The sequence below is a fragment of the Sorangium sp. So ce834 genome, assembly GCF_051521425.1.
Classification (GTDB): Bacteria; Myxococcota_A; Polyangia; order Polyangiales; family Polyangiaceae; genus Sorangium; species Sorangium cellulosum_D.
Genome location: NZ_CP150351.1, coordinates 5,515,577 through 5,542,444 on the forward strand (window position 1 = coordinate 5,515,577; position 26,868 = coordinate 5,542,444).

At 74.1% G+C, this 26,868-nt stretch carries 23 protein-coding genes; 8 read left to right on the plus strand and 15 right to left on the minus strand.

Translation table 11 applies throughout. The features are described 5' to 3' along the window. Positions 1 to 4: 4 nt before the first annotated feature. The gene (locus tag WMF20_RS19840; protein ID WP_437615852.1) at positions 5 to 1,804 is read right to left on the minus strand and encodes a HAMP domain-containing sensor histidine kinase; all 1,800 of its coding nucleotides are present in this window, start codon (positions 1,802 to 1,804) and stop codon (positions 5 to 7) included. Positions 1,805 to 1,935: 131 nt separating this feature from the next. Here WMF20_RS19840 and WMF20_RS19845 point away from each other — a divergent pair, with 131 nt between their 5' ends. The 3 genes from WMF20_RS19845 (at position 1,936) to WMF20_RS19855 (ending at position 4,534) form a co-directional block, all read left to right on the plus strand. Continuing rightward, positions 1,936 to 2,553: a DUF47 domain-containing protein gene (locus WMF20_RS19845; protein WP_061621730.1), complete on the plus strand. Its 618-nt coding sequence runs from the start codon at positions 1,936 to 1,938 to the stop codon at positions 2,551 to 2,553. Then, entirely contained in the window at positions 2,550 to 3,557 is a 1,008-nt protein-coding gene (locus WMF20_RS19850) for an anion permease (RefSeq protein ID WP_437615854.1), read from the plus strand. Before WMF20_RS19845 ends, WMF20_RS19850 begins: the two co-directional genes overlap by 4 nt. A gap of 98 nt (positions 3,558 to 3,655) precedes the next feature. Further along, entirely contained in the window at positions 3,656 to 4,534 is an 879-nt protein-coding gene (locus WMF20_RS19855; RefSeq protein WP_437615856.1) for an NmrA family NAD(P)-binding protein, read from the plus strand. A gap of 13 nt (positions 4,535 to 4,547) precedes the next feature. Here WMF20_RS19855 and WMF20_RS19860 read toward each other — a convergent pair whose 3' ends face one another. Both WMF20_RS19860 and WMF20_RS19865 read right to left on the minus strand, forming a co-directional pair. Further along, complete coding sequence (locus tag WMF20_RS19860; protein ID WP_437615858.1) at positions 4,548 to 5,750, minus strand: 6-phosphofructokinase; 1,203 nt, start codon at positions 5,748 to 5,750, stop codon at positions 4,548 to 4,550. Between the two features lie 178 nt (positions 5,751 to 5,928). Continuing rightward, positions 5,929 to 8,670 carry a phosphoenolpyruvate carboxylase gene (locus WMF20_RS19865; RefSeq protein ID WP_129575876.1) on the minus strand — a complete coding sequence of 914 codons (2,742 nt, stop codon included), beginning with the start codon at positions 8,668 to 8,670 and terminating at the stop codon, positions 5,929 to 5,931. A gap of 494 nt (positions 8,671 to 9,164) precedes the next feature. On the opposite strand from WMF20_RS19865, the gene WMF20_RS19870 reads away from it, so the two are divergent. Both WMF20_RS19870 and WMF20_RS19875 read left to right on the plus strand, forming a co-directional pair. After that, a complete protein-coding gene (locus tag WMF20_RS19870; protein WP_437615860.1) occupies positions 9,165 to 10,661 on the plus strand; it encodes a serine/threonine-protein kinase in 1,497 nt (498 codons plus the stop codon). Between the two features lie 8 nt (positions 10,662 to 10,669). Further along, complete coding sequence (locus WMF20_RS19875; RefSeq protein WP_437615862.1) at positions 10,670 to 11,578, plus strand: LysR family transcriptional regulator; 909 nt, start codon at positions 10,670 to 10,672, stop codon at positions 11,576 to 11,578. Between the two features lie 22 nt (positions 11,579 to 11,600). Here WMF20_RS19875 and dut read toward each other — a convergent pair whose 3' ends face one another. Beyond that, positions 11,601 to 12,056: a dUTP diphosphatase gene (dut, locus tag WMF20_RS19880; protein WP_129575878.1), complete on the minus strand. Its 456-nt coding sequence runs from the start codon at positions 12,054 to 12,056 to the stop codon at positions 11,601 to 11,603. 49 nt (positions 12,057 to 12,105) lie between these two features. Further along, the gene (locus WMF20_RS19885; protein WP_437615864.1) at positions 12,106 to 13,485 is read right to left on the minus strand and encodes a site-2 protease family protein; all 1,380 of its coding nucleotides are present in this window, start codon (positions 13,483 to 13,485) and stop codon (positions 12,106 to 12,108) included. A gap of 147 nt (positions 13,486 to 13,632) precedes the next feature. On the opposite strand from WMF20_RS19885, the gene WMF20_RS19890 reads away from it, so the two are divergent. Next, on the plus strand, positions 13,633 to 14,496 hold the full coding sequence (locus WMF20_RS19890; RefSeq protein WP_437615866.1) for an SGNH/GDSL hydrolase family protein: 864 nt from the start codon (positions 13,633 to 13,635) through the stop codon (positions 14,494 to 14,496). 40 nt (positions 14,497 to 14,536) lie between these two features. On the opposite strand, the gene WMF20_RS19895 is transcribed toward WMF20_RS19890, so the two are convergent. The 5 genes from WMF20_RS19895 to WMF20_RS19915 all read right to left on the minus strand — a co-directional run bounded on the left by WMF20_RS19895 (position 14,537) and on the right by WMF20_RS19915 (position 18,015). After that, positions 14,537 to 15,289 carry a lysophospholipid acyltransferase family protein gene (locus WMF20_RS19895; protein ID WP_129575880.1) on the minus strand — a complete coding sequence of 251 codons (753 nt, stop codon included), beginning with the start codon at positions 15,287 to 15,289 and terminating at the stop codon, positions 14,537 to 14,539. Between the two features lie 131 nt (positions 15,290 to 15,420). Further along, entirely contained in the window at positions 15,421 to 15,852 is a 432-nt protein-coding gene (locus WMF20_RS19900) for a secondary thiamine-phosphate synthase enzyme YjbQ (protein ID WP_437615868.1), read from the minus strand. A gap of 9 nt (positions 15,853 to 15,861) precedes the next feature. Next, positions 15,862 to 16,785 (minus strand): HvfC/BufC family peptide modification chaperone, encoded by a 924-nt coding sequence (locus tag WMF20_RS19905; RefSeq protein WP_437615870.1) that lies wholly within the window; start codon positions 16,783 to 16,785, stop codon positions 15,862 to 15,864. Then, on the minus strand, positions 16,769 to 17,641 hold the full coding sequence (gene bufB / locus WMF20_RS19910) for an MNIO family bufferin maturase (protein WP_437615872.1): 873 nt from the start codon (positions 17,639 to 17,641) through the stop codon (positions 16,769 to 16,771). The genes WMF20_RS19905 and bufB overlap by 17 nt, the downstream gene beginning before the upstream one ends. A gap of 68 nt (positions 17,642 to 17,709) precedes the next feature. After that, a complete protein-coding gene (locus tag WMF20_RS19915) occupies positions 17,710 to 18,015 on the minus strand; it encodes a hypothetical protein (protein ID WP_437615874.1) in 306 nt (101 codons plus the stop codon). Between the two features lie 394 nt (positions 18,016 to 18,409). Here WMF20_RS19915 and WMF20_RS19920 point away from each other — a divergent pair, with 394 nt between their 5' ends. Continuing rightward, on the plus strand, positions 18,410 to 19,405 hold the full coding sequence (locus WMF20_RS19920) for a hypothetical protein (RefSeq protein WP_437615876.1): 996 nt from the start codon (positions 18,410 to 18,412) through the stop codon (positions 19,403 to 19,405). Further along, positions 19,386 to 20,426, plus strand: coding sequence for a hypothetical protein (locus tag WMF20_RS19925; protein ID WP_437615878.1), 1,041 nt, complete (start codon positions 19,386 to 19,388; stop codon positions 20,424 to 20,426). The genes WMF20_RS19920 and WMF20_RS19925 overlap by 20 nt, the downstream gene beginning before the upstream one ends. A 12-nt stretch (positions 20,427 to 20,438) precedes the next feature. On the opposite strand, the gene WMF20_RS19930 is transcribed toward WMF20_RS19925, so the two are convergent. From WMF20_RS19930 to WMF20_RS19950, 5 genes are all read right to left on the minus strand, one after another. Next, on the minus strand, positions 20,439 to 21,017 hold the full coding sequence (locus tag WMF20_RS19930; RefSeq protein WP_437615880.1) for a hypothetical protein: 579 nt from the start codon (positions 21,015 to 21,017) through the stop codon (positions 20,439 to 20,441). After that, positions 21,014 to 22,291, minus strand: a complete 1,278-nt coding sequence (locus tag WMF20_RS19935) for an AAA family ATPase (RefSeq protein ID WP_437615882.1) — start codon at positions 22,289 to 22,291, stop codon at positions 21,014 to 21,016. The genes WMF20_RS19930 and WMF20_RS19935 overlap by 4 nt, the downstream gene beginning before the upstream one ends. Beyond that, complete coding sequence (locus tag WMF20_RS19940; protein WP_437615884.1) at positions 22,284 to 22,415, minus strand: hypothetical protein; 132 nt, start codon at positions 22,413 to 22,415, stop codon at positions 22,284 to 22,286. Before WMF20_RS19940 ends, WMF20_RS19935 begins: the two co-directional genes overlap by 8 nt. 635 nt (positions 22,416 to 23,050) lie before the next feature. Beyond that, on the minus strand, positions 23,051 to 25,669 hold the full coding sequence (locus tag WMF20_RS19945) for an efflux RND transporter permease subunit (protein WP_437615886.1): 2,619 nt from the start codon (positions 25,667 to 25,669) through the stop codon (positions 23,051 to 23,053). 341 nt (positions 25,670 to 26,010) lie between these two features. Further along, on the minus strand, positions 26,011 to 26,862 hold the full coding sequence (locus WMF20_RS19950) for a hypothetical protein (RefSeq protein ID WP_437615888.1): 852 nt from the start codon (positions 26,860 to 26,862) through the stop codon (positions 26,011 to 26,013). Positions 26,863 to 26,868: the final 6 nt, after the last annotated feature.

The window sequence follows — 26,868 nt, forward strand, 5'->3', positions numbered from 1 at the left end:
CGGGCTACCTCGGGGCCGCGGCCGCCCCACCCGGCAGCGTCACGCGGAAGAGCGCGCCGCCGGCCTCGCCGGTCGACACCGTGATGTCGCCGCTCATCGCCTCCACGAGGTGCTTCGCGATCGACAGGCCGAGCCCGGTGCCGCCCGAGGCGCGGGAGCGCCCCGGATCCACGCGGTAGAACCGCTCGAAGACGCGCGCCTGGTGCGCCGCCGGGATGCCGGGGCCGTCGTCCTCGACCTCCAGGATCACGCGCCCGTTCGCGGCCCTCGCGCGCACGTCCACGCGCGAGCCCTCCGGCGTGTGGTGGATCGCGTTGTCGACGAGGTTGGTCAGGACCTGATCGAGCGCGCGCGGATCCGCCTCGACGAGCGTGCCCGGCGCGACGTCGACGGTCACCTCGGTCCGCTTCTCCCGGGCGCGCCCGCGCAGGAGCGCCACCGCGGCCTCGGCCTGCGCCGCGAGGTCGAGCGTGCCCGGCGACAGCGACCGCTCGCGGCCCTCGATGCGCGACAGGTCGAGCAGGTCGTTCACGAGCCGGTGCAGCCGGGCCGCGTTCCGCTCGATCACCTCGACGAAATCCCGCGCGGCCGCCGGGTCGTCCAGCGCGCCGCCGAGCAGCGTCTCGCTGCTCGCGCGGATCGACGCGACCGGCGTGCGCAGCTCGTGCGACGCGTTGGCGATGAAGTTGCGCTGCAGCCCCTCGATGCGCCGCAGCTCCGTCACGTCGAAGAAGACGGCGACGACCCCCGCCGCGCCGCGGCCCGGCGCCGGCAGCGCGAGCGGCGCCGCGTTCACGACGAGGATCCGGCGGCCCGGCGGCCCCGCCGCGCCCGGCGACGCCGGCGCGATCTGGATCTCGCGCGTCGCCGCCGCGCGCGCGAGCGCGACCTCCTCGATGAGCTCGTGCAGGCTCGCGGAGCGGAGCACCTCGAGCGGCGGGCGACCGACCGGGTCCCCGCGGATGCCGAGCAGCTGTGACAGCGTCGGGTTGACCAGCGTGATGTCGCCCCGCTCGTCCGTGACGAGCACGCCCTCGCGCATCGACTCGAGCACCGCGCCGAATCGCTCGCCCTCGCCCCCGAGCTCGCGCCGCGAGCGCTCCAGGCTCTCGGCGAGCTCGTCGAGCGCGCCGCCGAGCGCGGCGATCTCGTCGCGCCCCTGCACGCGCGCGCGCCGGCTCAGATCCACGCGCATCTCCCGCGCGACGCCGGTCAGGTAGACGAGCCGCCCGGAGAGCGCGCTCGCCCCGGCGAGCGCCGCGCCCACGGCGAGCGCGAGCGCCAGGAGCGTCCCCTCCACGACGCGCGTGTGGGCGGCGGACAGGGTGCGATCGATCGCGACCGGCTCGAACGCGAGCCGCACGACCCAGGGCCCGTCCGGCCGGTCGAGCCGCTGCGCCGCGTACAGCATCCTCATACGCGTCGTCTTGCTCACGCGCTCGCTGTGCCCCACGCCGTGGTGCCGCGCGTCGGCGACCTCGTCGCGCGTCGCGTGGGCCTCGAGGTCGCCGAGCCGCTCCGGCGCGACCGACGAGTCGCCCCGCACCGCGCCGCTCGGATCGATGAGCGTGACGCGCGCCCCCGCGCGCGCCGACAGCGCCGACGCGAGCGCGGGGGCCTCGGCCGCGAGGTCGCCCGCCCTCGCGGCGGCCTCGGTGACGAGCGCCGTCCGCGCGGCCAGATCGGCCGCCGTGTGCTCCCCGAGCTCCGCGCCGAGCGTCTTCACGACGTAGCCGTCGAACACCACCGCCGCGAGGACCGCGATCCCCACGGCGAACGCGATGAGCTTGCTCCGAATACCCATGTCACCCGCGTGCCGAGCGCCCGGCGCGCGCCACGTGCGCGACGGGGCGAAGTGGATGATGTTACCTAGTTTTGTCCGGTCCGTGACGACTCGTTGACGTGATGCGTGGAGACGGGTAAACGGCCCGCTCCATGGGACTGACCCGTGATGCCGTCTTCTTCGACGCGCTGGCCAACCACGCGCAGCGGAGCGTCGCGGCGAGCGAGCTCCTCCTGGAGATGCTCGACCAGCTCGACGAAGCGCCGGCGCTGGCGAGGCGGATCTCCGACCTCGAGGACGAAGGCGACAAAATTACCCACGGATGTCTGGCCGCCCTCCACCAGACCTGGATCACCCCGCTGGACCGCGAGGAGATCCACGCCCTCATCACCCGGCTCGACGACGTCCTCGACTGCATCGAGGCGGCGAGCGTGCGGATCGTGCTCTTCGAGGTCGGCAGCGCCCTCCCGGAGGCGCGGCAGCTCGCGCAGGCGGTGGTCGACTCGTGCACCGCCATGAGCTCGGCCGTCCAGTCGCTCAGGGACCTGAAGCGGCAGCCGAACCTCCTCGAGCTCTGCGTCGAGATCAACAAGCTCGAGAACGCGGCCGACGGTCACTATCGCACGGCGCTGGCGGCGCTCTTCAAGAAGGGGAACGACCCGCTGCTCGTGATGAAGTGGCGAGACATCTACGACCTCCTGGAGAACGCGACGGACCGCTGTGAGGACGTCGCGAACATCATCGAGGGCATCGTGCTCGAGCACGCATGACAACCTACATCCTCGCCATCCTCGTGATCGCGCTGGTGTTTGACTACATCAACGGCTTTCACGACGCCGCGAACTCGATCGCGACCGTCGTCTCGACGCGCGTCTTGTCGCCCCGCACCGCGGTGATCTGGGCCGCCGCCTTCAACTTCATCGCGTTCGCCCTCTTCGAGCCCACGGTGGCGCGCAACATCGCCAAGGGGGTCGAGCCGGCGTTCATCACCCCGAACGTCATCCTGGGCGGCCTGCTCGGCGCGATCATCTGGAACCTGCTCACCTGGTGGTGGGGGCTGCCGTCGTCGTCGTCTCACGCGCTCATGGGCGCGTTCGCGGGGGCGGCGGTGAAGAGCGCGGGGCGGCTGTCGGTGCTCGACGCGACGGTCTTCGGCAAGACGGCGGCGTTCATCCTGGTGTCGCCCCTGCTCGGCGCGATCATCGGGTTCTCGCTCATGCACGGCATCCGGCTGCTCGCCAAGGGCTGGACGCCCGGCAAGGTGAGCTCCCGCTTCCGCCGGCTGCAGCTGCTCTCCGCCGCCGCCTACTCGCTCGGGCACGGCGGCAACGACGCGCAGAAGACGATGGGCATCATCACGGCGCTCCTCATCTCCGCCGGCCTCCAGGACGGCGGCCACGAACCGAAGCCGATGCTCTGGGTCGTGCTCGTCTGCCACGCCGCGATGGGCCTCGGCACGCTCTCCGGCGGCTGGCGCATCGTGAAGACGATGGGCATGAAGATCACGAAGCTGAAGCCGGTGGGCGGCTTCGCCGCCGAGACGGCCGGCGCGGCGACGCTCTTCAGCGCCACGGCGCTCGGCATCCCCGTGAGCACGACCCACACGATCACGGGCGCGATCGTCGGCGTCGGCGCCACCAGCGGGCGCCTCTCCACCGTCCGCTGGGGCGTCGCCGGCCGCATCGTCTGGGCCTGGATCTTCACGATCCCCGCCTCGGCCATCCTCGCCGCCACCGTCTACACCGTCGCGCGCCTCATCAGCGGCGTGCCCTGATCGCCCGGCCGGGCGCGGCGGCTCGCCGCGCCGGCGCTCCCGGCGCCTCCGCGCGGCGAGGGCTTACGGAGCCCGCCCCGCATCCCCATAGCGCGGCCATGCGGGCGCTGGTGACGGGGGCGACGGGGGCGCAGGGCGGGGCGGTCGCGCGGGCGCTGCTCGCCCGAGGGCACCGCGTGCGCGCCTTCTCCCGCGGGCCCGGCGACCCGGCCGCGGCGCGGCTCATCGAGCTCGGCGCCGAGGTCGTCCAGGGGAGCCTCGACGAGCCGCGCGCGGCCGCGCGCGCGGCGGCCGGCGTCGATGCGGTCTTCGCCGCGGGCGCGCCGCTCGACGGCGGCCCCGGCGCCCGGGACGCCGAGGTGCGGCGCGGCATCGCCGCCGCCGAGGCGGCCAGGGCCGCCGGCGGCGCGCACCTCGTCTACGCCTCGGCCGCCGGCGCCGACCGGAGCACGGGGATCCCCAGCCTGGAGAGCAAGGCCGCCGCCGAGCGGCGCATCGCCGCGCTCGGCGTGCCCTGCACGATCCTCGCGCCCGTCCACCTCATGGAAGACCTGCTCTCGCCCGCGGCGCTCCTCGGCCTCCAGCGCGGCGTCTACGCCGTCCCGCTCCCGGCGGGCTGCCGGCTCCAGCAGCTCGCCGCCGACGACATGGGGCGGTTCGCGGCGCTCGTGCTCGAGCGCCGGCGCGACTTCCTCGGCCGCCGCATCGAGCTCGCGTCCGACGAGCTCACCGGCGCCGAGGCCGGCGCGGCGCTGTCCCGCGTGGCCGGCCGCGAGATCCGCTACGCCGAGGTGCCGCTCGCCGAGGTGCGCGCGCGCAGCGAGGACCTGGCCGCGATGTTCCGCTGGCTCGCTCGCGGAGGCCCCGGCGTCGACGTCGCGGCCCTCCACGCCCTGGCCCCGGAGGTCGGGTGGCGGCGCTTCGAGGACTGGGCGCGCGAGCACCTCGCGGGCGCGCTCACCCGCGCGGTCGCCTGAGCCGGCGCCGCCCTCAGCCTTGCGGCCCGGGCGCGCGGCTCGTCCGGCCGCCGCCCCCGAGGCTGATGAAGTGGTCGAGGATCCAGGTCTTGAAGCGCTGCAGGTCGAGCCGGTCGAGCAGCGGCAGGAACGCGCGCTCGACCCCGTCCTCGCGGCGGATGGAGGCGAAATCCAGCACGCCGACGTCGTTCGCGGCGAGCACGTACGGCATCACCTCGGTGCGCCCCTCGTCGAAGGCCGAGAGGAGCAGCGACGCCTTGAGGAACGCGGCCGACACGTCGAGGAAGGCGGGGCGGATGCCGCGGATGTACCGGCTGAACGGCTCCGCGATGACGCGCTTGTCCGGCGTGTCGCGGAGCCCCGCGCCCTCGAGCTGCTGCTTCAGGAACACGCTCGCCGACACGCCGGGGTGCTCCTTGCGGCGGCGCTCGGCCTCGTAGCCCTCCGCGACGATCACGAGCGCGTAGTCGGCGCGCCCGAGGCCGTCGGCGAGCTCGCTCAGCACGTCCTGGGGGAAGCGGAAGAAGGGGAGCACGATGAGGTGCGCGCGCGCCGCCACCGCGCAGTGGAGCGCGTGCCGCCCGCTGCGGTTGCCCATCATCTCGAGGATGTAGATGCGCTTGTGCGTGTACGCGTCCTCGTAGAGCCCGCGCGCGATGTTGGCGCCCGTCTCCACGCCCGACAGGAAGCCGATCGCGCGATCGCCCTCCAGGTCGTTGTCGATGGAGACGTTGACGAAGCCGGACTGCGGGCGAACCTCGAACTCGTCGAGCCACGCCTTGATGCCCTCGAACGTGCCGTTGCCGCCGACGCAGATGAGGTGGGTGAACCCCTGCTCCTTGAACGTCACGGCGGCCTGCTTGCGCTTCTCGCGATCGAGGAAGCCGGTGTAGCGCTCGCTCCGGAAGTCGCTGCCGGCGTCGAGCACGCGCCGCCCCATCGAGCGCGCCGGGATGCCCTGCGCGAGCAGGGAGTAGCGCTGGCGGCGGCTCATGATGAGGCGCTCGAAGTGGGGCTGGGCGCGCGCGTCCGCGGTCAGTGAGCGGAAGCCCTCGGTCGCGGCCCACACCTCGAAGCCTCGTCGCGCCGCCTCCTCGGTCAGCGCGACAGCGACCGAGGAGTAGCCGGGGGCATTGCCGCCGTCGAAGACGAGCAGCAGGCGCTTGTCCGATGCCGGAAGGGTGTCGGGACGTCCGAACTCGACGATGCTGGTCATGGCGCCGGCCTTCTACCACGCGACGCCCGCGTTGGCCGAGCGATTGTCACGCGTTCGAAGCGTCGCCCGGCGACGCTGGGCGTCGATCGTGCCGCGCCGCGTGGTGTCGGGCGAGCACGCCGCGTCGCGCGTCGTCGGGCGAGCGCGCCGCGTCGACGAGCGACGCGGCGCGCGCCGCTCACCCCGTGTTTCGCATGCCGGCGGCGATGCCGTTCAGCGTGAGCAGGAGCGAGCGATCCCGATCGGAGTCCCCGCCGCGGCTCGCCCGCAGGAGCTCGACTTGCAGGAATGAAAGGGGGTCGACGTAAGGATTGCGCAGCGAGATGGACCGCTGGAGCGTCGGGTTGCTGTCGAGCAGCCGCCGGTTGCCCGTGAGCCGCCTGAGCCACGACCGCGTCAGCCGGTACTCGGCGATGATCCTCGGCGCGACCGCCTTCCGCGCCGCGGCCGGCGCGAGCTCGGCGTAGCCCGCGAAGATGTTCATGTCGGCCTTCGCGAGCACCATCTCAACGTTGTCGATCACCGCCCGGAAGAACGGCCACGACGCCATCATCTCCTTCAGCAGCTCCGCGCCCTCGGGCCGCTGGCCCATCGCCTCCAGGCCGCTGCCGACGCCGTACCAGCCCGGCAGGATCGCCCGGTTCTGCGTCCACGCGAAGACCCACGGGATCGCGCGCAGCGACTCGAGGCCGCCCGCGCGCCGCTTGCTCGGGCGCGAGCCGAGCGGCAGGCGCGCGATCTCGTCGATCGGGGTCACCGCCGTGAAGAACTCCACGAACTTGGGCTCCTCCCAGACGAGCCCGCGGTAGACGCGCCGCCCCGTCTCGGCGAGCTCGTCGAACGCGGCGGCGTAGCGCAGCTCGGACGCGGTGGGCGGCCGCGGCTGCGCGCCCAGCGTGTGCAGGATGACGCCGCTGAGCATGAGCTCCAGCGTGCGCATCGCGAGCTCGGGCCGGGCGTACTTGTGGTCGAGCGCCTCGCCCTGCTCCGTCGCCTTGTAGCGGCCGCCCACGCTGCCGGCCGGCAGGGCGAGCAGCGCCTGGTGCGCCGGGCCGCCGCCGCGCGCCACCGACTCGCCGCGGCCGTGGAAGACGCGGAGCGGCAGCTCGGCCTCGGCGGCGATCTTCGGCAGCGTCTCCTGCACGCGCCGGAGCGCCGCGCTCGCCGCGAGCAGGCCGACCTCCTTGCCGGAGTCGCTGTAGCCGATCATCACCTCCTGCACGCCGCGGGCGAGGACGTGCGGGCGGTACTCCGGGTGGGCGAGCAGCGCGCGCAGGATCCGCGCGCTGTCGTTCAGCGCGCCGAGCGACTCGAACAGCGGGACCACGTCGATGCGCGCGCACGAGCGGGCCTCGTCCCACAGCCCGGCGGCCTTCGCGCACGCGAGCGCGGCGAGGACGTCGTTCTCGCTATGGGTCATCGACAGGATGAGCGTGCGGCACGCCGACTCGCCGCTGTCGCGCTGGGCGGCGGCGATCCGCTGGAGCGCCTCGAAGACGCGGCGCGCCTCCGGGCCCATCTGCGCCGGCTCGATCCGGCCCTGTGCGACCTCGGCCGCCGCGGCGCGGGCGTCCTCGGCGGGGGCGCGCATCTCGAGCTCGGCGAGCGCGAACCCGAGCGCGCGCACCTGCGACAGGAGCGCGCGGGCGCGCCGCTCGCCGGAGTGCCCGGAGCGCGCGGCGCGGAGGCTGTCGGCGACGAGCGCGAGGTCGCGCTCGAGCTCCGCGGGCTCGCGGTACGGGGCGGCGAGCGTCGGCTCCTCCGGGCGCACGAACGCGCGCCCCTCGAGCGCGGGGCCCTGGCCGTAGCGCGCGCGGGCCTCGGCGCGGCCGTGCTCGGCGTGCTCGAGCGTCGCGGTGAGGCGCGCCTCGATGAAGCGCAGCTTGCGGCGCCACGGCTCGCCCTCGGTGCGCGGCCCGAAGTGCGCGGCCACCTCGGGCATCGCGGCGGCGTCCTCCTCGATCGAGGCGAGCAGCCACGGCGGCGGCGTGACGTGCCGGAGCGACTGCGACAGCGCGCCGCCGAGCTCGCGCGCCGCCCGGATGAGCCGGCGCAAGCCGCGGATGCGGTAGGCGAACAGCGCGTCCTCGAGCACGGCGGGCACGACGAGCGGGTTGCCGTCCATGTCGGCGCCGACCCACGAGTGGATGCGGAGCGGCACGAACTCCGCGTCGAGCGGCTCGCCGTAGGCGGCCTCGAACGCGCGCTCGAGCGCGGCGGGGAGCTCGGGGAGCAAGTCCCAGAGGATCTCCTCGATGTACCAGGCGACGTTCTTCACCTCGTCGCCGACGGTGGGCCGATCGCGGCGCACCTCGTCGGTCTGCCAGAGCGCGGTGATCTCCTCGCGGATCTCGGCGAGCTTCTTCGCCGACTCGTCCGGCGTGAGCTTGCAGCGGTCGCGCTCCTCGAGGTTGCGCGCGATGCGGTAGAGCTTCTCGAGGACGGTGCGCCGCGCGGCCTCGGTCGGGTGCGCGGTGAGCGTGAGCGTGACGTCGAGCGAGCGGAGCGCGGCGCGCACGCGCTCCGCGGGCACGCCCGCGTCCTTGAGCGCGCGCATCGCGGCCTCGAGCGAGCCGCGCTGCGGGCGCGCGTCGGGGTCGGTCGCGTACGCGCGCGCGCGGCGGATGCGGTGGTGCTGCTCCGCGAGGTTGACGAGGCGGAAGTAGACGGTGAACGCGCGGATGACGGGCTCGATGCGATCGTGCGGCAGGCTCGCGAGCAGCTTGCTCAGCTCCGCCGCGGCGTGCGCGCGCCCGTCGCTCGGGCCGCGACGCCTCCGGATGGCGAGCGTGCGGATGCGCTCCTCGAGCGCGAAGAGCTCTTCCCCCTCCTGTTCGATCAGCACTTCACCGAGCAGGCGGCCAAGCAGGCGAACTTCTTTACGAAGAGGTCGATCGACCTCGCGGCGACGCGGCGGCATGCGGCGAGCCTAGCGCGACGCGGCGTAAAACGGACCACCGAGTGTGGCCCGGGCGGACTGTCGGGCGCCCCCGGAGGTAATGTTACGTAACTTACAGAATACGTGGGAGCGCGGCCGGGGTGCCGGGGCAGGGGAGCGAGGGCGCTCGCGACGGCCGCGGAGCGCGGCGGGAGCGCCGTCGCGGGGCGGCAGCGAGGGCCGCCGGCTGAGCTCGCGGGCGCCTTTGCTGAGAAGAAAGATTTCACGTGAAGATGGAAGCCATCAGAATGATTGCTCTTTCTCTTGCGTTTGCGCCCGACATCGCGGGGGCAGCGCGATCCGATCGGGCGCTCGTGGTGAGGCGGGAGCGGAAGCGTGGTGGGCGGGAGCCCGGCCCTCGAGGCGCCCTGTGCGCGCGGGTAGGCATCGCAGGTAGGGCGCGGCAGGGCAGGCGCCGCGAGGTCAATGCTTCCGGGCCTTTCGAGGCCGCATCGAGCTCGTGTACGCTCCGGCGGATGGCCGATGACGTCTTCGGGATCGTCGGCACGACCCAGGGGGCGTTCAAGGTGGAGCGGGTCGTCGCCGAAGGGGGGTTCGGCGTCGTGTACCGCGCGTACCATGAGGCGTTCCGCGCGCCGGTCGCGCTGAAATGCCTCAAGGTCCCGGGGACGCTGCCCGAGCAGCTGCGCGCGCAGTTCCTCGACAAATTCCGCGAGGAGGCCGAGCTCCTGTTCCGCCTCTCGGCCGCGATCCCCGCCGTGGTCCGGCCGCTGCACCACGACGTGATCTCGACCGCGGGCGGCGTCTTCGTCCCGTTCATCGCGCTGGAGTGGCTCGAGGGCAGCACGCTCGCGAGCCACATCGCCGCCCGCGCCGCGGAGCGGCGGCCGCCGCTCTCGCCGATCGAGGCGATCCGGCTGCTCACCCCGGTGGCGCGGGCGCTCGAGGCGGCGCACCGCTTCCCCGGGCCGAGCGGCCCCACGTGCGTGGTGCACCGCGATCTCAAGCCGGCCAACATCTTCCTCGCCCAGATCCACGGCGCCGAGGTCGTGAAGATCCTCGACTTCGGGATCGCCCGCGCCCGCGACGCCGCGACGCTCATGGCCGGCCAGACCGCGACCACGTCGGGCGGCCTCTCGACGGCGTTCACGCCCGCGTACGGCGCGCCCGAGCAGTGGGCGCCGAAGCGCTTCGGCAAGACGGGCCCGTGGACCGACGTCTGGGGCCTCGCGGTCACCGCGGTCGAGGCGCTCGCCGGCCGCGAGATCATCGCCGGCGATCACGTCGCCATGATGGGCACGGTGCTCGACGAGAAGCGCCGCCCCACCCCGAGGAACGAGGGCGTCCTCGTGCCCGACGCGCTCGAGGGCGCCTTCCGGCGCGCGCTGGCCGTGGACCCGCGCGATCGCTTCCGGGACCTCGGCGCGTTCTGGGACGAGGTCGAGCAGGCGCTCGGGCTGCCGCCGAGCGCGCCGCCGATCGCGCTGCCCGGCCGGGGCCCCGCGCCGCCCGGCGCCCGCCGCCCCTCGGCGGCGCCCGCGGCGCCGCGATCCACGCGCGCGCTGGATCTCCCGGGCGCTGGCCTCACGTCGCCGGCGGCGTTCGCGGACTCGGCGCGGGAGCTCGATCTGCCGGAGCGCGGCGGCCGCCTCCCGGCGCACAGCCTGCCCACCGAGCCGGTCGTGCCGCTCGCGCTCGACTGGTCTCCCCCGGCGCCCCCGCCGTTCGCGCGGCCGTCGTATGCGCCGTCGCGGATGCCGCCCCCGATGACGGCCCGCGCGCCCGCGCGCCCCAGCCTGAGCGCGTCGGAGCTCATGGCCATGTTCGCCTTGCCCGTGCGGCTCGCGGGCGCGGCCGTCGTCATCACGCTCCTCGATCTCGGGGCCGCGTCGCTGCTCTTCGGCGGCGAGCGCATCGGCGTGGGCCCGCTCCGGCTCCTCCACGTCGCGGTGGGCCTCGTGGTCCTGGGGATCGGGATCGCGGTCTTCCGGCTGTTCGCGTCGGATCGCTAGCGCGCTCCATGGCCGCGAGATCGCAGGACCTCGGCGACGCGCGGTGGGACGACATCCGCATCTTCCTCGCCATCCACCGCCACGGCAGCCTGGGCCAGGCGGGCGCGCGGCTCGGCCTCGACACCTCGACGGTGAGCCGCCGCCTGACGGCGCTCGAGGCGACGCTCGGCGCGCGCCTCTTCGATCGGACGCGCGACGGCCTCGTCCCGACGCCCGTCGCCGAGCTCGTGCTGCCCGCGGCCGAGGCGATGGAGGCGGCGCACCGGCGCCTCGCGCGCGACGCCTCGGGCGCCGAGGCGGACGCGGAGGGCGTCGTGCGCCTCAGCGTCGCCCCCGGCTTCGCCGACTCGTTCGTCGTGCCCACGCTGGCGCGCCTCCGCGCGCGCCACCCCGGGATCCGGATCGAGCTCGACGCGTCCGTGCGCGTGCTCGATCTCACCCGGCGCGAGGCGGATCTCGCGCTGCGCTCGGTCCGGCCGGAGGGCGCGGACCTCGTCGCGACGAGGCTCGCGTCCGGGCGCTGGGTCGCCGCGGCGTCGGCGGAGGTCGCGAGGGACGCCGGCCGCGTCGAGGCCTGGGACGCCCTGCCGTGGATCACCTGGGATCGCGACCTCGGCAGCTTCCCTCCGGCGCTCTGGCTCGCGCGCCACGCCCCCGGCGCGGAGATCGCGCTGCGCACGAGCTTCTTCCGGTCGCAGATCACCGCGGCCGAGATCGGCCTCGGCGCCGTGCTGGTCCCGGAGCCCTACCTGCGCGTGCACGCGCTCACGCCGCTCGGGTTCGCGGGCGCGCTCGAGGCGAGCGCGGCCGAGTGGCCGACCGATCATCTCTGGCTCGTCGGGCACCGCGCCCTGCGCGGCGTCCCCCGCGTGTCCGCGGTGTGGAGCTTCCTGGTCGAGGAGCTCAGGTCGCGGTGAGCCGGGCCCCAGGCGCGCGGCGCTAGGGCTCGCGGCGCACGCCCGTCGAGCCGTAGCCGCCCGCGCCGCGCGCCGTGGGCGCGAGCGCGGAGACCAGGACCACGTCGGCGAGGGCGACCGGGCAGATCACGAGCTGCGCGATCCGATCGCCCCGGCTCACGGTGAACGGCGCCGCGCCGAGGTTGATCAGGACGACCTTGATCTCCCCTCGGTAGTCCGGGTCGATCGTCCCGGGGGAGTTGAGCACGGTGATCCCGTGGTGGAGCGCGAGCCCCGAGCGCGGGCGCACCTGCCCCTCGTAGCCGTCGGGGAGGGCGACGGCGTAGCCCGTGGGCAGGAGCTTCCGCTCCCCGGGCGCGAGCGTCACCGGCGCGTCGACGGCGGCGCAGAGATCGAGCCCGACGGCTCCCTCGGACTGGTAGGCGGGCGGCGGGACCTCGACGGATCCCACCCGGAGGAAAGACACCTGGATGCGCACGCGCCGGAGCCTAGTTCAGCGCCCCGGCGATCCCGTCAGGATTCCGCGATCACGGGCGCGGCAGCACCGCCTCCAGCCCCGAGCCGCGGAGCGCCTCGAGCGCCGTGTCCGACCACGCCCGCGCCCGATCCGAGAAGCCGGCCTCGACCGCGCGCCGGAGCAGATCGAGCGCGCCCTCCAGATTTCCGTCCTTGGCGCTCGCGCGCGCGGCGCCGTAGGCGTCCTCGCTCTGGCCCGCGCGGCGGAAGATCGCCTCGTAGAGCCGCGCCGACCAGTCGAACGCGCCGTGCGCGAACGCGATCTCCGCCATCTTCCGCGCGTCGTCCTCGGAGAGCTGCTCCACGATGTCGAGCGCGACCGCGGCCGCCCGCGCCACCTCGCCTTGCTCGACGAGCACGCGGATCAGCGGCCCAGCGACCTCCTTCCGGTCGTCGCCGGCCTCGCGGGCGGCCTCCAGCGCCTTGCGCGCCTGCTTCAGCTCGCCGAGCGCGAGGTGCACCGCGCCGACCAGCGCCGGATCCGGCTCGCCGTGCTTGCGCGCCTGCGCGAGCGCCTCGCCCGCGCGCTTCGTGTCGCCGAGGAGCAGGTGCGACCAGCCGATGAGCTCATGCGCCTCCCGGATCGCGCGCTTCGGCGGCGCCGGGGGCTGCGCGAGCACCTCGTTCGCCAGCGCCATCGCCTCGTCCGTCCGCTCGTCCTCCAAGGCCCGGCGCGCCCGCTGGAGCAGCACCGCCGTCTCAGGCGGTACCGGCTCCTCGTGGAGCGCGGCGCGCCGGCGGTTCATCGTCGGCGACGAGGCCGCCGGCTCGCTGCGGAACCGCTGCAGGCTCTGGAAGGCGGACATGACGAGGATCAGCGAGAAGAAGAAGAACCCCGCGCGGAGGAAGAAGATGGCGAGCAGGACGGCGGAGACGCCCGAGATCGCCGCCGTCAGCCGGCCCCGCCGCGGGCCGAGCGCGTGCTCGAGGACGTGGCCGCCGTCGAACGGGAGCACGGGGATGAGGTTGAGGATGCCCCACCACACGTTGACCGTGATGAGCATCTCCATCCCGCGCAGCACCGAGATCGGGAGGGCGTAGAGCGCCGGGACATAGAGGAGCAGGAGGTGCAGGACGCCGGCGACGAAGAACCCGGCGAAGGGGCCGGCCAGGCTGATGATCACGTGCTGGAGCCGCCCGAGCGGCAGGAGCGACCGCCATGTCGTCGTCCCCCCCATGAAGTGCAGCGTGATCTCCGGCTCGATCCGGTGCCGCTTGATGGCGAACGCGTGACCGAACTCGTGCATGAGGACCGACAGGAAGACCACGAGGACCCACACGAGGAACTGCTGGTACTGTTCCCTGGCCAAGATCCCGAACCCGAGCAGCGCGGCGGAGAGCCAGAACCCGAGCTGGACGTCGACCGAGACTCCAAACAGACGGAAGCTCATGCGCATGTAATAAGGCCTGCGGGCCGTCTGCTCAATGATTGCCGTGCGGATGCGGCCTGCCCTAGAGTGCGCCGCGCGACCTTTTCGCGCGGCCGCGTGCCCCTCCGGCGCCTCCGGCCGCGCGCTGGACGCGGCGCTGGAGCGAGCATGGGCAGGGAGATCCGGGTCAGGAAATGGGCGTTCGCCGGGGTGGCTGCGGCCGGCATGGCGTGCGGCGCCGCGCCGCCGCCGGGGCCGCCCGCGCCGCCGCCTCCGGCCGCGCCGCCGTCCGAGGTCGCGCCGGCCCAGGCCCGCCCCCCGGAGGCCGCCGCGCCGCCCGCGGCCGTCGTCGCGCCGCCGCCCGCGGCGCCCCCGGAGTTCTCGGTTCCGCCCAACACGGCGGTCCTGCACATCGGCGACTCGTTCGCGCTCGCGGGGTTCGCGCAGGCGCTCCGTCCGCGGATGGAGGCGCACCGCGTCCGCTACGCGGTGAAGGCGGAGACCAGCTCGTACACGGTGACCTGGGCCTCCCGGATGGAGCTCCTGGTCGCGAACTACCAGCCGGATCTCGTGATCATCAGCCTCGGCGCCAACGAGGTCGAGAACGTCAATCCCCCGGCCCACGCCGGCGCGGTCCGGCGCATCGTCAAGGCGATCGGCGGCCGCCCGTGCGTCTGGGTCTCCCCTCCGCTCTGGCGGAAGGACACCGGGATCATCGACGTGATCCGGACCAACTCGGCGCCGTGCCGCTTCTTCGACTCCGACGCGCTGGTCCCCGGCCCCCTCCCGCGCAAGAAGGACAAGATCCACCCGAACGAGGTGGGCGGCGCGCGCTGGGCCGACGCCTTCTGGGCCTGGCTCATGGCGGAGCACCTGCCGCCGGGCGAGGACGAGGGCGGCGAGGCGCCGAAGCGCAGCCCCTGGGCGCTCCGGCCGTCCCCGCCGGAGGAGCACCGATCGCGGGCGCAGCCGCCGGAGAGCGCGCTCCAGCAGAGCGAGCCGGCCGCCGCTCGGCAGGTCGAGAGGCTCTGAGCGCGGAGCCCCGGGGGCGTCTAGCCCCCCGGCGTTCCGCCTACGCCGGCGACGACGTCGCCACTCCCACGCCGCGGTGCACCAGCCCCGGATCATGCCCGAGCGCGCCCGCGATCGCCGCGCGCACGTCCCGCATGAGCCGGTTGCGCCCGCCCGCGCCGTAGGGCGCCGGATCGATCGGCGGCATGATCGTGACCACCACCCGGTGGTGCTGCTGCACCACGAAATCCTTCGCCCTCAGCACATGCCGCGTCCCGTCGATCGCGACCGGGAGGATCGGCGTGTTCGTCTCGATCGCCATCCGGAACCCGCCGCTCTTGAACGGCAGGAGCGCGCCGGTCCGGCTCCGCGTGCCCTCCGGGGCGATCCAGACCCGCGTGCCGTCCTGGAGCATCGAGGCGCCGACCTGCAGGCTCGCGCTCGCCTGGACGTGATCGCTCCGGTTGATCCGGATGAACCCGGCCGCCCTCATCGCCTGGCCGAACACGGGGACGTTGAACAGCTCCTTCTTCGCGATCATCCGGAGCCGCCCCGGGATCGCTCGGAACACCACCGGGATGTCGAAGAGGCTCTGGTGGTTCGACATCACCACGAACGGCCGCGTCCCCGCGGCATGCTCGCGCCCGCGCACCACGAGATCCACGTCGGCGTCCTCGAGGACCTTGCGCGCCCACCAGTCCAGCCGCTCATCGCAACGCTCGAGCGTCACGCGCCTCATCATCGCGTCCACCACGGTCGGAACGCAGATCCGGGCCGTGTCGAAGATCCCCATGAACGTCGTATGAAGGCTCATCGCTCTGATTCCGCTGAAGGGTGAGAGGTCGCGTGCGCGCTCGCGCCATCAGGCCCTGCCGGGGGCAGCGGACGAGCGGCCCTCCGGGGGCGCCGAGCTCATCCGGGATGCGAACGCTTCGAGTATACCACTCAACCCGCAGCTGTGGTGCCGGTTACGGTCACCACCACGCGGCGCGCGTGTGGAGAACTACGGTGCTCCCAGACATACAGGGCTTGCCATGTCCCGAGCGCGAGGCGGCCGCCGGAGATCGGGATCACCTCGCTCGATCGGGTGACGGCGCTCCGGAGGTGACCGGGCATGTCGTCGGGGCCCTCGTCGTCGTGCTCGTAGTCGCGGCCCTCCGGCGCGAGGTGCGACATCCAGCGCTCCAGATCGCGGAGGACGGCCGGATCGGCGTTCTCCTGGATGACGAGGCTCGCCGAGGTGTGCTGGAGGAACACGGCGCAGAGCCCGACGTCGACGCCGGCGCTGGCGACGACGCGCGCGACCTCGCGCGTGATGTCGACGAAACCGCGGCCGCTCGTGCGGACCTCGAGCGTGCGCTGAACGATGGTGGTCACCGCGCCATCTTAGCCGCGTTCGGCGCCGGAGCCCGGCGCGACGTGCGCGACGTGCGCGACGTCGACGATCAGCCCCCAGCTCGTCCACTGCTGGAACCAGGCGCCGACCCGCGCGCCGAGCGCCGCGCCCGCCGCCTCGCGAGCGCCTGCGGCCTCGTCGACGCCCGCCGCCTCGTCGACGCCGGCGGCCACCTCCTCGCACGCCGCCACGAGCGGCACACCCCGCCCGAGCGCCTCGAGGAGCGCGAACGCCGGGGGCTCGAGCTCCTCGCAGCGCATCGTGAGATCGGCGTCGCTGCGGAAGACGGCGAGCCGGACCTGGCGCGGCGCGGGCAGCGCCGGCGACCTGCCCTGCCGGAGCTCGCCGCGGAGGGCGTGCGCCGGGTAGCGGAGCTGCATCAGCGCGAGCAGCGGATGGAGGACGATCCGGGCCGTGGACCAGCCGTCCTCCGGCATGCCCGTCACCTTCGCCGGATCGAGCGGCGGCGGCGAGGCGCCGTCGAACCGATCGGCGAGCGCCTGCTCGTAGCGCGCCACGTCGCGCGCGAGATCCCGCAGGGCAGGGGGGAACCCCTCGTGCGCGGCCGCGAAGTCGGCGACGCGCCGCCCGAGATCGCGCAGGGTGAAGCTCGCGGGCGGGTGCGCCGCGAGGTACGCCCGGCAGAACGCGTCGAAGCCGTCGTCGCCGAGGACGTGCGCGAGCGCGGGGAAGTCCTCGCGCAGGGCGTCGCGGTGACGCAGCCAGAACTGCCGCCGGTAGATGTCGGCCTGCTCGGCGGGCGTGAGGCGATCGCTCCCGGCGACGTGCGCGCGGCACCGGGCGGCGAGCTCGGGGTCGTCGGGGAGCGGCGCGCCGGCCGTGAACAGGCGGGTGAGCTCGCTCATGAGCGAGGCGAGCCCGGCCGGGGGCGCGGCGTCACGCGGCGCGCGCACGCGCCACCTCCTCCCGGATCGCGCGCGCCTTCTCGGCCTCGGCCGCGAGGACCTCGAACGCCGGCAGATCGTCGTCCCACTCGATCAGCGTCGACACGTCGCCCGTGTGGCCGAGCGCGCGCCGGTACAGCGCCCACACCGGGTCGGCCACGTGATCGCTGTGGGTGTCGAGGATGTACTTGCCCTGGTCCGCGTGGCCGGCGAGGTGGATCTGCACGATCCGGTGGTGCGGCACCCCGTCGATGTAGGCGGCCGGATCGAAGCCGTGGTTGTGCGAGGAGACGTAGACGTTGTTGACGTCGAGCAGGATGCCGCAGTCGGCCTCCTCGACGACGGCCGAGAGGAACGCCCACTCGCTCATCCGGCTCGACGTGAAGGTCAGGTAGCTCGACACGTTCTCGAGGGCGAGCCGCACCTCGAGGAAGTCCTGCACCGCCCGCGCCCGCGCCGCGACGTGCCGCACGGCCTCGTCCGTGTAGGGCAGGGGGAGCAGGTCGTGCAGGTGGACGCCGTGCGCGCCGCTCCAGCAGAGGTGATCGCTCACCCACGGCGAGCCCACCTTGCGGAGGAGCGCCTTCAGCCGGCGCAGGTAGTCGAAGTCGAGCGGATCGGCGCTGCCGATCGACAGCGAGACGCCGTGCTGGACGAGGCGGTAGCTCGCGAGGGCGCGCTCGAGGTTGGCGATCGGCATGCCGCCGTCGACCATGAAGTTCTCGCTGATGATCTCGAACCAGTCGACCCGCGGCCGGTGCTCGAAGATGTGGCGGTAGTGCGGGATGCGCAGCCCGACGCCGACGCCGAGGTCGGGGAGCCCCAGCCGCATGCGCTCGAGGTTCGCGCGCTCGAGGTTCGCCATGGATCACCACGTCGCGGCGACGCCCGGGCCCGCGGGGTCGCGGGCCGGGCGTCGCGCGGCTCAGCGGCTCAGTGGCCGCCGCAGTCGGCCGGCTTGCAGCCGCCCTGGCCCTTGCACTCGTTCTGGCCCGCGCACCCGTGGGTGTCGCTCTTGCAGCCGCCCTTGCCCTTGCACTCGTTCTTGCCGGCGCAGCACTCCTTGGCGCTGGCCGCGGGCGCCTCGGCGGCCGCCGGCTCGGCCGGGGAGGCCCCGGTCTCGGGTTCGGGCGGCGGCGACGAGGCACAGCCCGCGAGGCCCGCCACCATGCCCGACACCGCCGTGAACGCCAACGACTTGCCCATGTCCATCGCCATCGGAGCCTCCACCTTCGTCATTCATCGAGAGCACCGAGCCCATCGCGCGCCTCGCCCGCATGGCGGCCCGCGCGTCTGGGCTCCTCGGGGCTCGCCGGTCTCCTCGACCGCGCCGAGCCCTTCGCTACGCGTCCTTACGCCCGACCGGCTGCGCGGTTTCACCTCGGACGCGTTGATTCTTCCTTCAACTCCCCGTAAGTGAGCGGCGTTGACCTCCAGGCCCACGCGAGCCCCCCTTGCGCGCACCGCGTCCGGCGGCGTGTCCTCTGCGGCTCGGACGGCCGGCCAGCACGCGGCGTTCCAGGTACGACGTAGCTCGCTTCGGCGCGCACGCGCAAGACAAAGCGTCCACGGCGGCGCGCCGCGGCCGGCGCGTTGTGGAGCCGCGCGGCCGGGGTGGCGCGGTCTGGTCGACGTGTGTCGCGCGGCGCTCACGGGGCTCGCGCTCGGGGCGGCGGGCTGCGGGGGGTCCGCGCGCGACGAGGCCGGTACGCCGGGCGGCGCGGCCTCCGGGCGCGAGGTCTCGATCGCGGCGGCGGCCGCGGAGCTCGAGGCGATGAGCGGGGCCGTCCTCGAAGGCCGCGAGGCCACGTTCCGGGACATCCTGGCCGACACGATCGCGAAGGACGCTTACCTGTGCCTGCCGGCGCCGCGGGACGTCTTCCACGGGGAGGCGCCGGAGGGCGAGCGGCGGATCGCCGGGATGATGCCGCACTATGGCCTGTTCTTCGGCCCGATGAGCTACCTCGTGCGGCGGCGCGGCGGCGCCTGGGAGGTCGAGGCCCGCATCGCGGTCGATCCGCCGGCAGGCGCTGGTGCCCGGCTCGAGCTGCCCGACTGCGGGCTGGCCGGCGCGCTCGGGGGCGCGATCGCGTGCCGCGGGACGCCGTACGCGCGCTCCGGGTCGACGGACGCCTGCCCGGGCTCCGGCGAGTTCTCGACGCGGGCGACGCCGGCCGCGATCCGCGCGCTGCTGGCGCGCTGGTCGACCGAGGTCGAGGGGTACTGGAACCGCGACGCGCGCGCCTTCGGGCTGCCGGTGCGCTACGACTTCGACTTCGTGCTCGGGGACGACGCGCGCGGGGGGGCGCTCCGGGTGGACCTCGCGGTGCCGCTCTCGCCGACCTGCGGGCGGACGCCGTACTTCAGCGCGATGCGGGCCGGCTGGTCGCTGCCGGTGCTCGCGCACGAGGTGGGGCACGTGCTCGGGCTGCTCGACGAGTACGAGGCGCTCTCCGGGATCGTCCGCTGCTACCCGAAGACGCCGTTCCCGGGCGCCGAGATCAGCCGGATGGGGCTCTCGATGCGGGAGCAGACGCTGCTCTTGCCGGTCCACCATTACCTCGTGCTCCGCCGCTTCTTCTGCCGGGCGCCCGCGTCCATGGATCCCTATGCCGGCGCGATCCGCTGAGCGCTCCGCCCGGCCTCGCGCCGGCCGTCGCCGCCTCGCGGGCGCGGCGCGCGGGCGCGCGTCGCTCGCGGCCGTGGCGCTCGCGTGCGCGGCGCTCGCCGGCTGCCGCTCGGAGCGAGAGGGCGGCGCGGCGGACGCGGGGGCCGGCGCCGTGGACGGTGGGGCCGGCGCGGCGGACGCGGGGGCGGGCGCCGTGGAGGTGGCGCCGCCGCTCGTGGGGGCGCCGCCCGGGCCGAGGGCGCCGGCGCCGATCGCGGAGCCGCGCTGCCCGCCGGAGATGGTGCGGGTGGCGCGCCGGTTCTGCGTGGATCGCTACGAGGCGGTGCTGCTCGACCGGGAGACGGGGCTCGAGATCTCGGCGTTCTACCCGCCGTCGCGGCAGGGGGCCGCGTCGGTGGAGCGCGCGTGGTCGAAGATGCGGCTCCAGCTCGGGGACGCGGAGGCGCGGCGCATGGAGCTGCCGCTCCTGCCCGGGTGGCAGAAGCAGCGCGAGTTCGAGCCGCGCGCCGTGTCGCGCCGGGGCGTGCTCCCGCAGGGCTACACGAGCGGCGCGCAGGCGGAGCTCGCGTGCCGGAACGCGGGCAAGCGGCTCTGCACGCTCGACGAGTGGCGGACGGCGTGCCGCGGCGAGCGCGACGAGCGGTTCCCGTACGGGCCGGCGTACGCGGACGGGAAGTGCAACGTCTTCCGCGAGGCGCACCCGGCCGCGGTGCTCCACCGCGACGTGAGCCTCGGGCACAGCGATCCGCGGCTCAACCTGGTGCGCGTCGGCGGGGCGCCGCTCCTCCGGCGGACGGGCGAGACCGCGACGTGCGCGAGCGCGTGGGAGGGCGACGCGATCGCGGACATGGTGGGGAACCTGGACGAGTGGATCGACGATCCGGAGGGGACCTTCGTCGGCGGGTTCTATGCGCGCGCGACCCGGGAGGGGTGCATGGCGCGCGTGGTGTCGCACGACTTCACGTACTTCGACTACTCGACCGGCGTGCGCTGCTGCGCCGATCTGCGCGAGCCCCCGTGAGGGCTGCGCGCGTCAACGGACCCTGGCCAGCCCCTGCCGCACGACCTCGCTGGCGACGAACGGGCTCCATTCGTGCAGCCACTCCAGCGTCAGCCCTCCGTCCAAGTACGCCGCGTAGTACATCTCCCGTGCGGCGATGCACTCCTTGTCGTTGAGCTTCAGGCGCTCGATGGTCGCCTGGACACGCTCGCGCGCCTCGTCGTGAAGGCCTGGCGCTGGCAGCACCTGGAGGAAGGACATCTCCAGGACGAACCATCCGTCAGGGATCTCCATCGGATCGAGGACGTCCTCGAAGTCGCGCTTGCGCGCGTTCATGAGGGAGCACACGAAGCGGTAATTGCTCCACTCGTACGCCACCTCGCGCCGCTTCGATTTCGGCGCGATGTGGTCGACCGATCGCGCTCCTGTGCCTCGAGGAACGAGCACGCACAGGTAGGCGCAGATGCTGCGGTAGCTGTCGCGGAGATCGTCCAGGCACTCCCGCCAGTAAGGTGGCAGGTGCTCGAGCTTCGCGGCGAGGGCGCGCAGGCCGGGCTGCCGGACGAGCGCGTCGAAGCGCGCTGGCTCCGGCTGGAGCGGCACGTGGATCACGGCGTGAGTCCGGCCTGCCGCGCCCTGACGAGCCAGCGCGCCCAGAAGGGGTCGGTGTCCTTGAGCACCTCGTGCAGCTCCTCGTGGATGCGCTTGGCGTCCTCGATCGGCAGATCCGGCCGCCGCATCGCCGCCATGGCGTCGAGGATCGCCCTCTCCGCCTCGACGGACCGCGCCTGCCCGAGGTCGAACACGTCGGACGTGAGCCACGACGAGGCATCCCCGCGCGGCTTCCATGCGGGCTTCGACACGGTGACCTCGGCCCCGTCGAGGTCGAACAGGAAGAGCGCGTCGCGCGCGTCGTCGAAGTGCGGCTCGGCGGAGGCGAGGACGAGCGGCGCGTGCGTCGTGATGAAGAGCTGCGTCTCGATGGACGCCTCGAGCTCCCGGGACACCCGGAGCAAGGCGGGCAGGATCACGCGCTGCCACTGCGGGTGCAGGTGAGCCTCAAGCTCGTCCACGAGCACGACCAGGCCTCGCTCCGGCGCAGTGTTGCGGAGCTTCGCCGCCTCGACGTGCTCGCGCCACATCCAGACGAGCAGGTAGGCGAACGAGAGGATCCGCTTCATCCCAGCGGACGCGAGCACGACCGGGATGTTGCCGTAGGGCATGTCGAGGGTGGGGATGTCGCGCACGTCATGCAGCGAGACCCGGGTCGTGATCGCCCCGGGGCGGAGGGTCTCGCCAGGCTTCGGCGACAGCACCTCCAGCACGCGCGTCAGCAGCTCGAACGTGCTGTCTCTCCGGAGCTGCCATGTCGTCCAGTCGCGGATCAGGCCGTTGCAGAGCACCGAGCCGTCGTGGTCGTCCGCGGTGAGCCCATTCCAGATCTGGCTGGGCGTGAAGTGAAAGCCAGGCACGGGTCCCGTGGACTTCACGCCGAGGGGGGGCTGCAGGTGCCCTGCTGGTCGAAGCGGGTCCCACACGGAGAAGCTGCCGTCGACCCGGGCATAGAAGACGAGCCCGGAGCGTCTGGAGGCGCCGGGCGGATAGACGGTGTGCCAGTCTTGCCGCTCGAAATCGAACGAAGACGAGATCCGATGCGTGACGCCCCCGTCTCGCGTCTCCCGGACGATCTCTGGCTTGACCGTGGGGCCACGCCGCGGCGCGGCGGGGTACCCTGGCCACGTGCCCGTCAGCGCGAACCAGCTGACGTCCAGCACGAAGGTCTTGCCCAGGCCGTTGTCGCCTGCGAAGAGGTTCAGCCGCGGCGCGAGCTCGAACTCCATCGACGGCGCGGGGCCGGTGTCGCGCAGCTCGAGCCGCTCAAGCATCGCGGCCCCTCTCAATCGCCCGGGTATCGCCCGGGCCGAAGCCGATGGCGGTCGCGAGCGGATGGCCGCGGAAGCCATGCCTGGCCTTCTTGCGGCGGGACGTCATCGGCTGCGTCTCGACCATGGCAACGCGTGATCTGCTGGGTCGCGCGGCAAAAGGCAAGAAATGGCGCTCCCGTAGGGCTCCCCCGGCCTGGTGCGCCGCCAGGAAGCGAGCCGTTCGACTTCGCCGTTGGGGCCGGCCGCCGTGGCGGGTGATGCGCAGCGGCCCCGGTGGAGCGCGCGGGCCGAGGTGGAGCATGCACGGCTCGGCGAGGGGTGGCCGCAGGGGCCAGCGCCGGACCGCGTCCGTTGGGAGGGCCCAGCGCCGAGGGTCGCAACGGATCCCAACCGTTAGGAGGGGGCTGGCGCCGGGGGGTCGCAACGGATCCCAACCGTTAGGAGGGGGCTGGCGCCGGGGGGTCGCAACGGATCCCAACCGTTAGGAGGGGGCTGGCGCCGGGGGTCGCAACGGATCCCAGCCGTTAGGAGGGGGCTGGCGCCAGGGGGGCCGTAACGGTTCGAGTGCTCCCGCAGGGGCCGGCGCCAGGGGGGCCGTAACGGTTCGAGTGCTCCCGCAGGGGCCGGCGCCGGGGGCCCGTAACGGATCGAGTGCTCCCGCAGGGCCCGGCGCCGGGGGGTCGCTACAGATCGTGCCCGCCGACTGGGGGCGGACGCAGCGTGTCGCGATGGATCGGGCAACGCCGCCGGCCGCCGCGCTCAGGTCGTCGGGCGACCCACGGCGAGGAAGCTCTCCGCGCCCTTCGGGCGCCGCCGGTCGCGCCAGAGGAGCGCCGCGGGCAGCACGAGGACGGCGGCGAAGAGGCAGGCGAGCTCGCCGAGGACGGCGGACACGCCGAGGCTCCGCACGGCGTGGTTCTGCGAGCGCACCAGGGCGAGGTAGCCCAGCGTCGTCGTCAGGCTGCAGAGGATCACCGCGCCGCCCGTCTCGCGCACGGCGGTCAGCGCGCCGCCGGCGCCCTCGCGCACGTACCGCTGCACGATGTTCACGGCGTAGTCGACGCCGATGCCGAACGTCAGCGGAAGCGCGATGAAGTTCAGGAAGTTGAGCTTCACGCCCATCAGCACGAGCAGCCCCGCCATCCAGAAGACGCCGACGAGCAGCGCGCCCAGCACCGTGAACGCCGGGCGGCCGCCGCGGAAGGCGACGAGCACGACGAGGACCGTCGCGGCCAGCGAGAAGAGCACCGCCGGCGGCACGTCGTCGATGACCGCCGCCCACATGTCCGCGTAGATGACCGCGCGCCCCGAGCCGCGAACGACGCTGCCGTCCGGGAGCCGCGTCTCGCGGTACGCGTCCGCCCAGCGGAACAGGTAGTGCGCGTCGTGCACGCTCTCGGGCGTAATCGGGCTGATGTACACGATGCGCCCGCGCGTCCCGTCCGTCTCCGTGAAGGCCCGCGCCACCCCCGCCGGCAGATCCTCGATCCCGAACGGCGCGAGATCGTCCGGCGGAATGACGGCCTGGATCCGGCTCCAGTCCTCGTCGCCGAGGAGGCCGCGCTTCTTCGCCCGGAGCACGCGCTCCTTGATCTCGAGGAGCAACGGGATCTTCGCCTCCTGATCCTTCGGGACCAGATCCTGGAGGGCGTAGATCTCCTTGAACGGCTTCGCGCCCTCGGGCGCCGCGTCGCGCCGCGCGTAGAGCGCCGCGCGCAGCGGCTCGACCTGCTCGGGCCGATCCACGAGGATCGCCATGCCGTCGGTGCCGACGTAGCCCGTGATCTCCTCCGCGAGGGCGCCCAGCCGGATCTGCTCGGCGCGCGCGCTCTCGTCGTTGCGGAGGTTCCGGAGGTCGTACTCCATCGGATCGGCGCGCACGTAGGCGACCGTCGCGACGAGGCCGACCGCGGCCAGGGCGAGGCCGGCGACCGTCAGCCCGACAGGGCTCCGCGCCGCGAGCCGCGCGAACGGCTCGCCGAACGCGATGCCGCCCTGGGTGCGCCGCCGGAGCCTGCCGAGCAGGCCCGACGACTCCCGATCGAGGGGGCTGAGCCGATCCATCACCGCGAGGAGGCTCGGCAGCGCGAGGAACGTGGCGGCCCAGCAGAGCACCATGCCGGCGCTGCCGATGAGCCCGAAGTCGTGGAAGCCGCGGAACTCGGTGACGAGCAGCGAGCCGTAGGCGGCCGCGGCGGCGCAGCCGGCCGTGAGCGTGGGCAGCCAGGTCTCGCGATGGGCGACGCGCACGCCCTCGAGCAGGCTCGCGCCGCCGCGGCGCGCCTCCAGGTAGCGCGCCATGTAGATGATGCCGAAGTTGATCCCGTTGCCGGCGACGATCGAGAAGAGGAACCCGGTCGCCATGTTGAGGTGGCCGATCGCGAGCTGGGTGACCCCGAACGTCCAGGCGACGCCGGTGCCGATCGTGATCAGCATGGCGACGAGCATGCGCACGCGCAGGTAATAGAGGAACACGACCGCCGCGATGAGGACGGCGCCCGCGACGCCGACGTCGGTCAGGTCCTCGTTGATCGCCGCGTACTCGGCGATGCCGGTCTGCAGATCGCCGGCGAGGCCGTAGGTGATCCCGGGGTCGAACGAGGCGGGGCGCACGCGATCGACGACCTCGCGCACGCGGCGGATCGCCTCGCTCCCGGCGGCGAAATCGCTCCCCAGCACCTTCGAGCGGATGGCGACGACGACGGTCTTGCCGTCCTTCGACTGGTAATAGCCGTCGGGGTAGCGCCCGGTGTCGATCCCGTTCAGGCCGAGGCTCTGCTCGATCGAGCGGGCGTTCACCTCGGGCGGCGGCTCGTCGTCGTCGAGCAGCGCGCCGGTCGCCTTGTTGACCTCGTAGGCGTAGCGCGCCTCGATGTCGTCCCGCAGCTTCGTGAGCCGGTCGCGATCGACATAGAGCCCGGCGCGCGGCGAGAGGTAGCGGAACGCCTCGTGCACGCCGTCCTCGACGCTGCCGACCCACGGCGGCCCGAGCCGATCGAGCTCGGGCACGAGCGCGTCCGCGGCCTTCTGGAGCGCGACCGTGGGCGTGCCCTCGCCGCCCTGCAGCACGACGAAGAGCGTCGACACGCCGGCGGTCTTGGCCGCGACCCGGTCGAGCTCCTGCACGCTGGGCCGGGACGCAGGCAGGAGCGACTCGAAGCCGGTCAGCACCGTGAGCCGCGTCGCCAGGAAGAGGGCGATGACGGTGAGGAGCCCGGTCGCGAGCAGCGGCACCGCGGGCCGGTTCACCTGGAGGTCGGCGAGGCGCGCGGCGAGCCCGCCGCCCTTCGAGGAGGGCGGCGCGGTGCGGGGGGAGGAGGCGTGGGAAGGGGAGGTCGGCGGGCGAGGCGCCGCGGGTGGCATCTGCGGTGAGGGCATGGAGGAGGTCAGTGGATCCGGGGCCTTGGAAAAGGAGACGGTGAGCGCGCGAGCGCGCCGAGGTGGACTACGCCCTACCTAGGGAACGGCTTCCCCGCGGAACAGCGGAGCGCGCCCGGCGAGGCGGCCGGGCGCAGCCGAGGTCCGGCGGCGGCCCGAGGATCGCGGGGGAGCGATAGCAACAAATCCGTGACGCAGCGACCGGCCGCCGGCGGAAAGGCCTGCGCGAGCGGCGACCGGTCGAGCGCTCCCGGCGGCGCGCATGCCGGCGCCGTGGAGATTCCGCGGTGCGGCGGGGGCTGGAGCGACGCTCTCGCGCTCGTCCGATCGGCGCCTCTCGCCTAGCCGGAGGCGACGCGAGGCGAGGCGCCGCGCGCGCGCCGCCGGACCCAGCGGCCGCGCGCGGGCGCGGCGCTCGGGAAGCGCGCGGCGTCGCGCAGGGCGGTCCCGAGCGGCTGGACGAGCAGGAAGAACGCGAGGCAGAGCGCGCCGCCCGCGGTGCTCAGCGGCCCGAAGCGCGGCCGCGACAGCGCGAGCGCGGTGCAGCCCACGAGACCGGCGAGGACGCCGGCCACGCCGAACGAGAGCAGCGCGAGCTTCCGCCGGCAAACGGCGCGCGGGTCCACGCTGGACACGAGCGCGGGGCGCATGCGATCCGCGCCGTCCACGTCCCGCTCCACGGCGCCGAGCAGCCACACCGGCGCGCCCGCGCAGATCCGGGCCTCCACGGTCCGGGAGAAGCCGCGCGGCCTGCGCGCGTGCTCGTAGGCCTCGTCGAAGCGCGCCTCGGAGGGGCACGCGGACGCCGCGCGGACCTCGGCCCGCGACACCCAGACCTCGCCCTCCACGGCGGGCGCGATCGCGATCTCCCGCCCGCCCGCGACGACGGCGCCGCCGTAGATCTCGCCGCCGCGGCCGCTGTCGGCGAAGACGATCTCCTCGCGCGCCGAGCCCGCGGCGCCCGCGCGGCCGACCTGCTCGATCCGGTGGCCGGCGAGCGCGCCGCCGCGCCCGTCGCCGCGGAGGACGCGCGCCTCGATCAGCGAGGCGCCGCGGGGATCGAGGCGCGCGCCGAGCCGCCGGAGCGTCGCCGCGACGGCCGCGAGCTGCTTGAGCGCGGCCGCGGCGATGAGCAGCGTGTTCACCCAGAGGATGGCCAGGGCGAGGGCGCCCATGAGCTCGCGCGTCAGCATCGCTCG

Excerpts from the sequence above, each read along its gene's own strand:
- WMF20_RS19840 (WP_437615852.1), bottom strand. The coding sequence starts at position 1,804 with ATGGGTATTCGGAGCAAGCTCATCGCGTTCGCCGTGGGGATCGCGGTC.
- WMF20_RS19845 (WP_061621730.1), top strand. The coding sequence starts at position 1,936 with ATGGGACTGACCCGTGATGCCGTCTTCTTCGACGCGCTGGCCAACCAC.
- WMF20_RS19850 (WP_437615854.1), top strand. The coding sequence starts at position 2,550 with ATGACAACCTACATCCTCGCCATCCTCGTGATCGCGCTGGTGTTTGAC.
- WMF20_RS19855 (WP_437615856.1), top strand. The coding sequence starts at position 3,656 with ATGCGGGCGCTGGTGACGGGGGCGACGGGGGCGCAGGGCGGGGCGGTC.
- WMF20_RS19860 (WP_437615858.1), bottom strand. The coding sequence starts at position 5,750 with ATGACCAGCATCGTCGAGTTCGGACGTCCCGACACCCTTCCGGCATCG.
- WMF20_RS19865 (WP_129575876.1), bottom strand. The coding sequence starts at position 8,670 with ATGCCGCCGCGTCGCCGCGAGGTCGATCGACCTCTTCGTAAAGAAGTT.
- WMF20_RS19870 (WP_437615860.1), top strand. The coding sequence starts at position 9,165 with ATGGCCGATGACGTCTTCGGGATCGTCGGCACGACCCAGGGGGCGTTC.
- WMF20_RS19875 (WP_437615862.1), top strand. The coding sequence starts at position 10,670 with ATGGCCGCGAGATCGCAGGACCTCGGCGACGCGCGGTGGGACGACATC.
- WMF20_RS19885 (WP_437615864.1), bottom strand. The coding sequence starts at position 13,485 with ATGAGCTTCCGTCTGTTTGGAGTCTCGGTCGACGTCCAGCTCGGGTTC.
- WMF20_RS19890 (WP_437615866.1), top strand. The coding sequence starts at position 13,633 with ATGGGCAGGGAGATCCGGGTCAGGAAATGGGCGTTCGCCGGGGTGGCT.
- WMF20_RS19895 (WP_129575880.1), bottom strand. The coding sequence starts at position 15,289 with ATGAGCCTTCATACGACGTTCATGGGGATCTTCGACACGGCCCGGATC.
- bufB (WP_437615872.1), bottom strand. The coding sequence starts at position 17,641 with ATGGCGAACCTCGAGCGCGCGAACCTCGAGCGCATGCGGCTGGGGCTC.
- WMF20_RS19915 (WP_437615874.1), bottom strand. The coding sequence starts at position 18,015 with ATGACGAAGGTGGAGGCTCCGATGGCGATGGACATGGGCAAGTCGTTG.
- WMF20_RS19925 (WP_437615878.1), top strand. The coding sequence starts at position 19,386 with ATGCCGGCGCGATCCGCTGAGCGCTCCGCCCGGCCTCGCGCCGGCCGT.
- WMF20_RS19935 (WP_437615882.1), bottom strand. The coding sequence starts at position 22,291 with ATGCTTGAGCGGCTCGAGCTGCGCGACACCGGCCCCGCGCCGTCGATG.
- WMF20_RS19940 (WP_437615884.1), bottom strand. The coding sequence starts at position 22,415 with ATGGTCGAGACGCAGCCGATGACGTCCCGCCGCAAGAAGGCCAGGCAT.
- WMF20_RS19945 (WP_437615886.1), bottom strand. The coding sequence starts at position 25,669 with ATGCCCTCACCGCAGATGCCACCCGCGGCGCCTCGCCCGCCGACCTCC.
- WMF20_RS19950 (WP_437615888.1), bottom strand. The coding sequence starts at position 26,862 with ATGCTGACGCGCGAGCTCATGGGCGCCCTCGCCCTGGCCATCCTCTGG.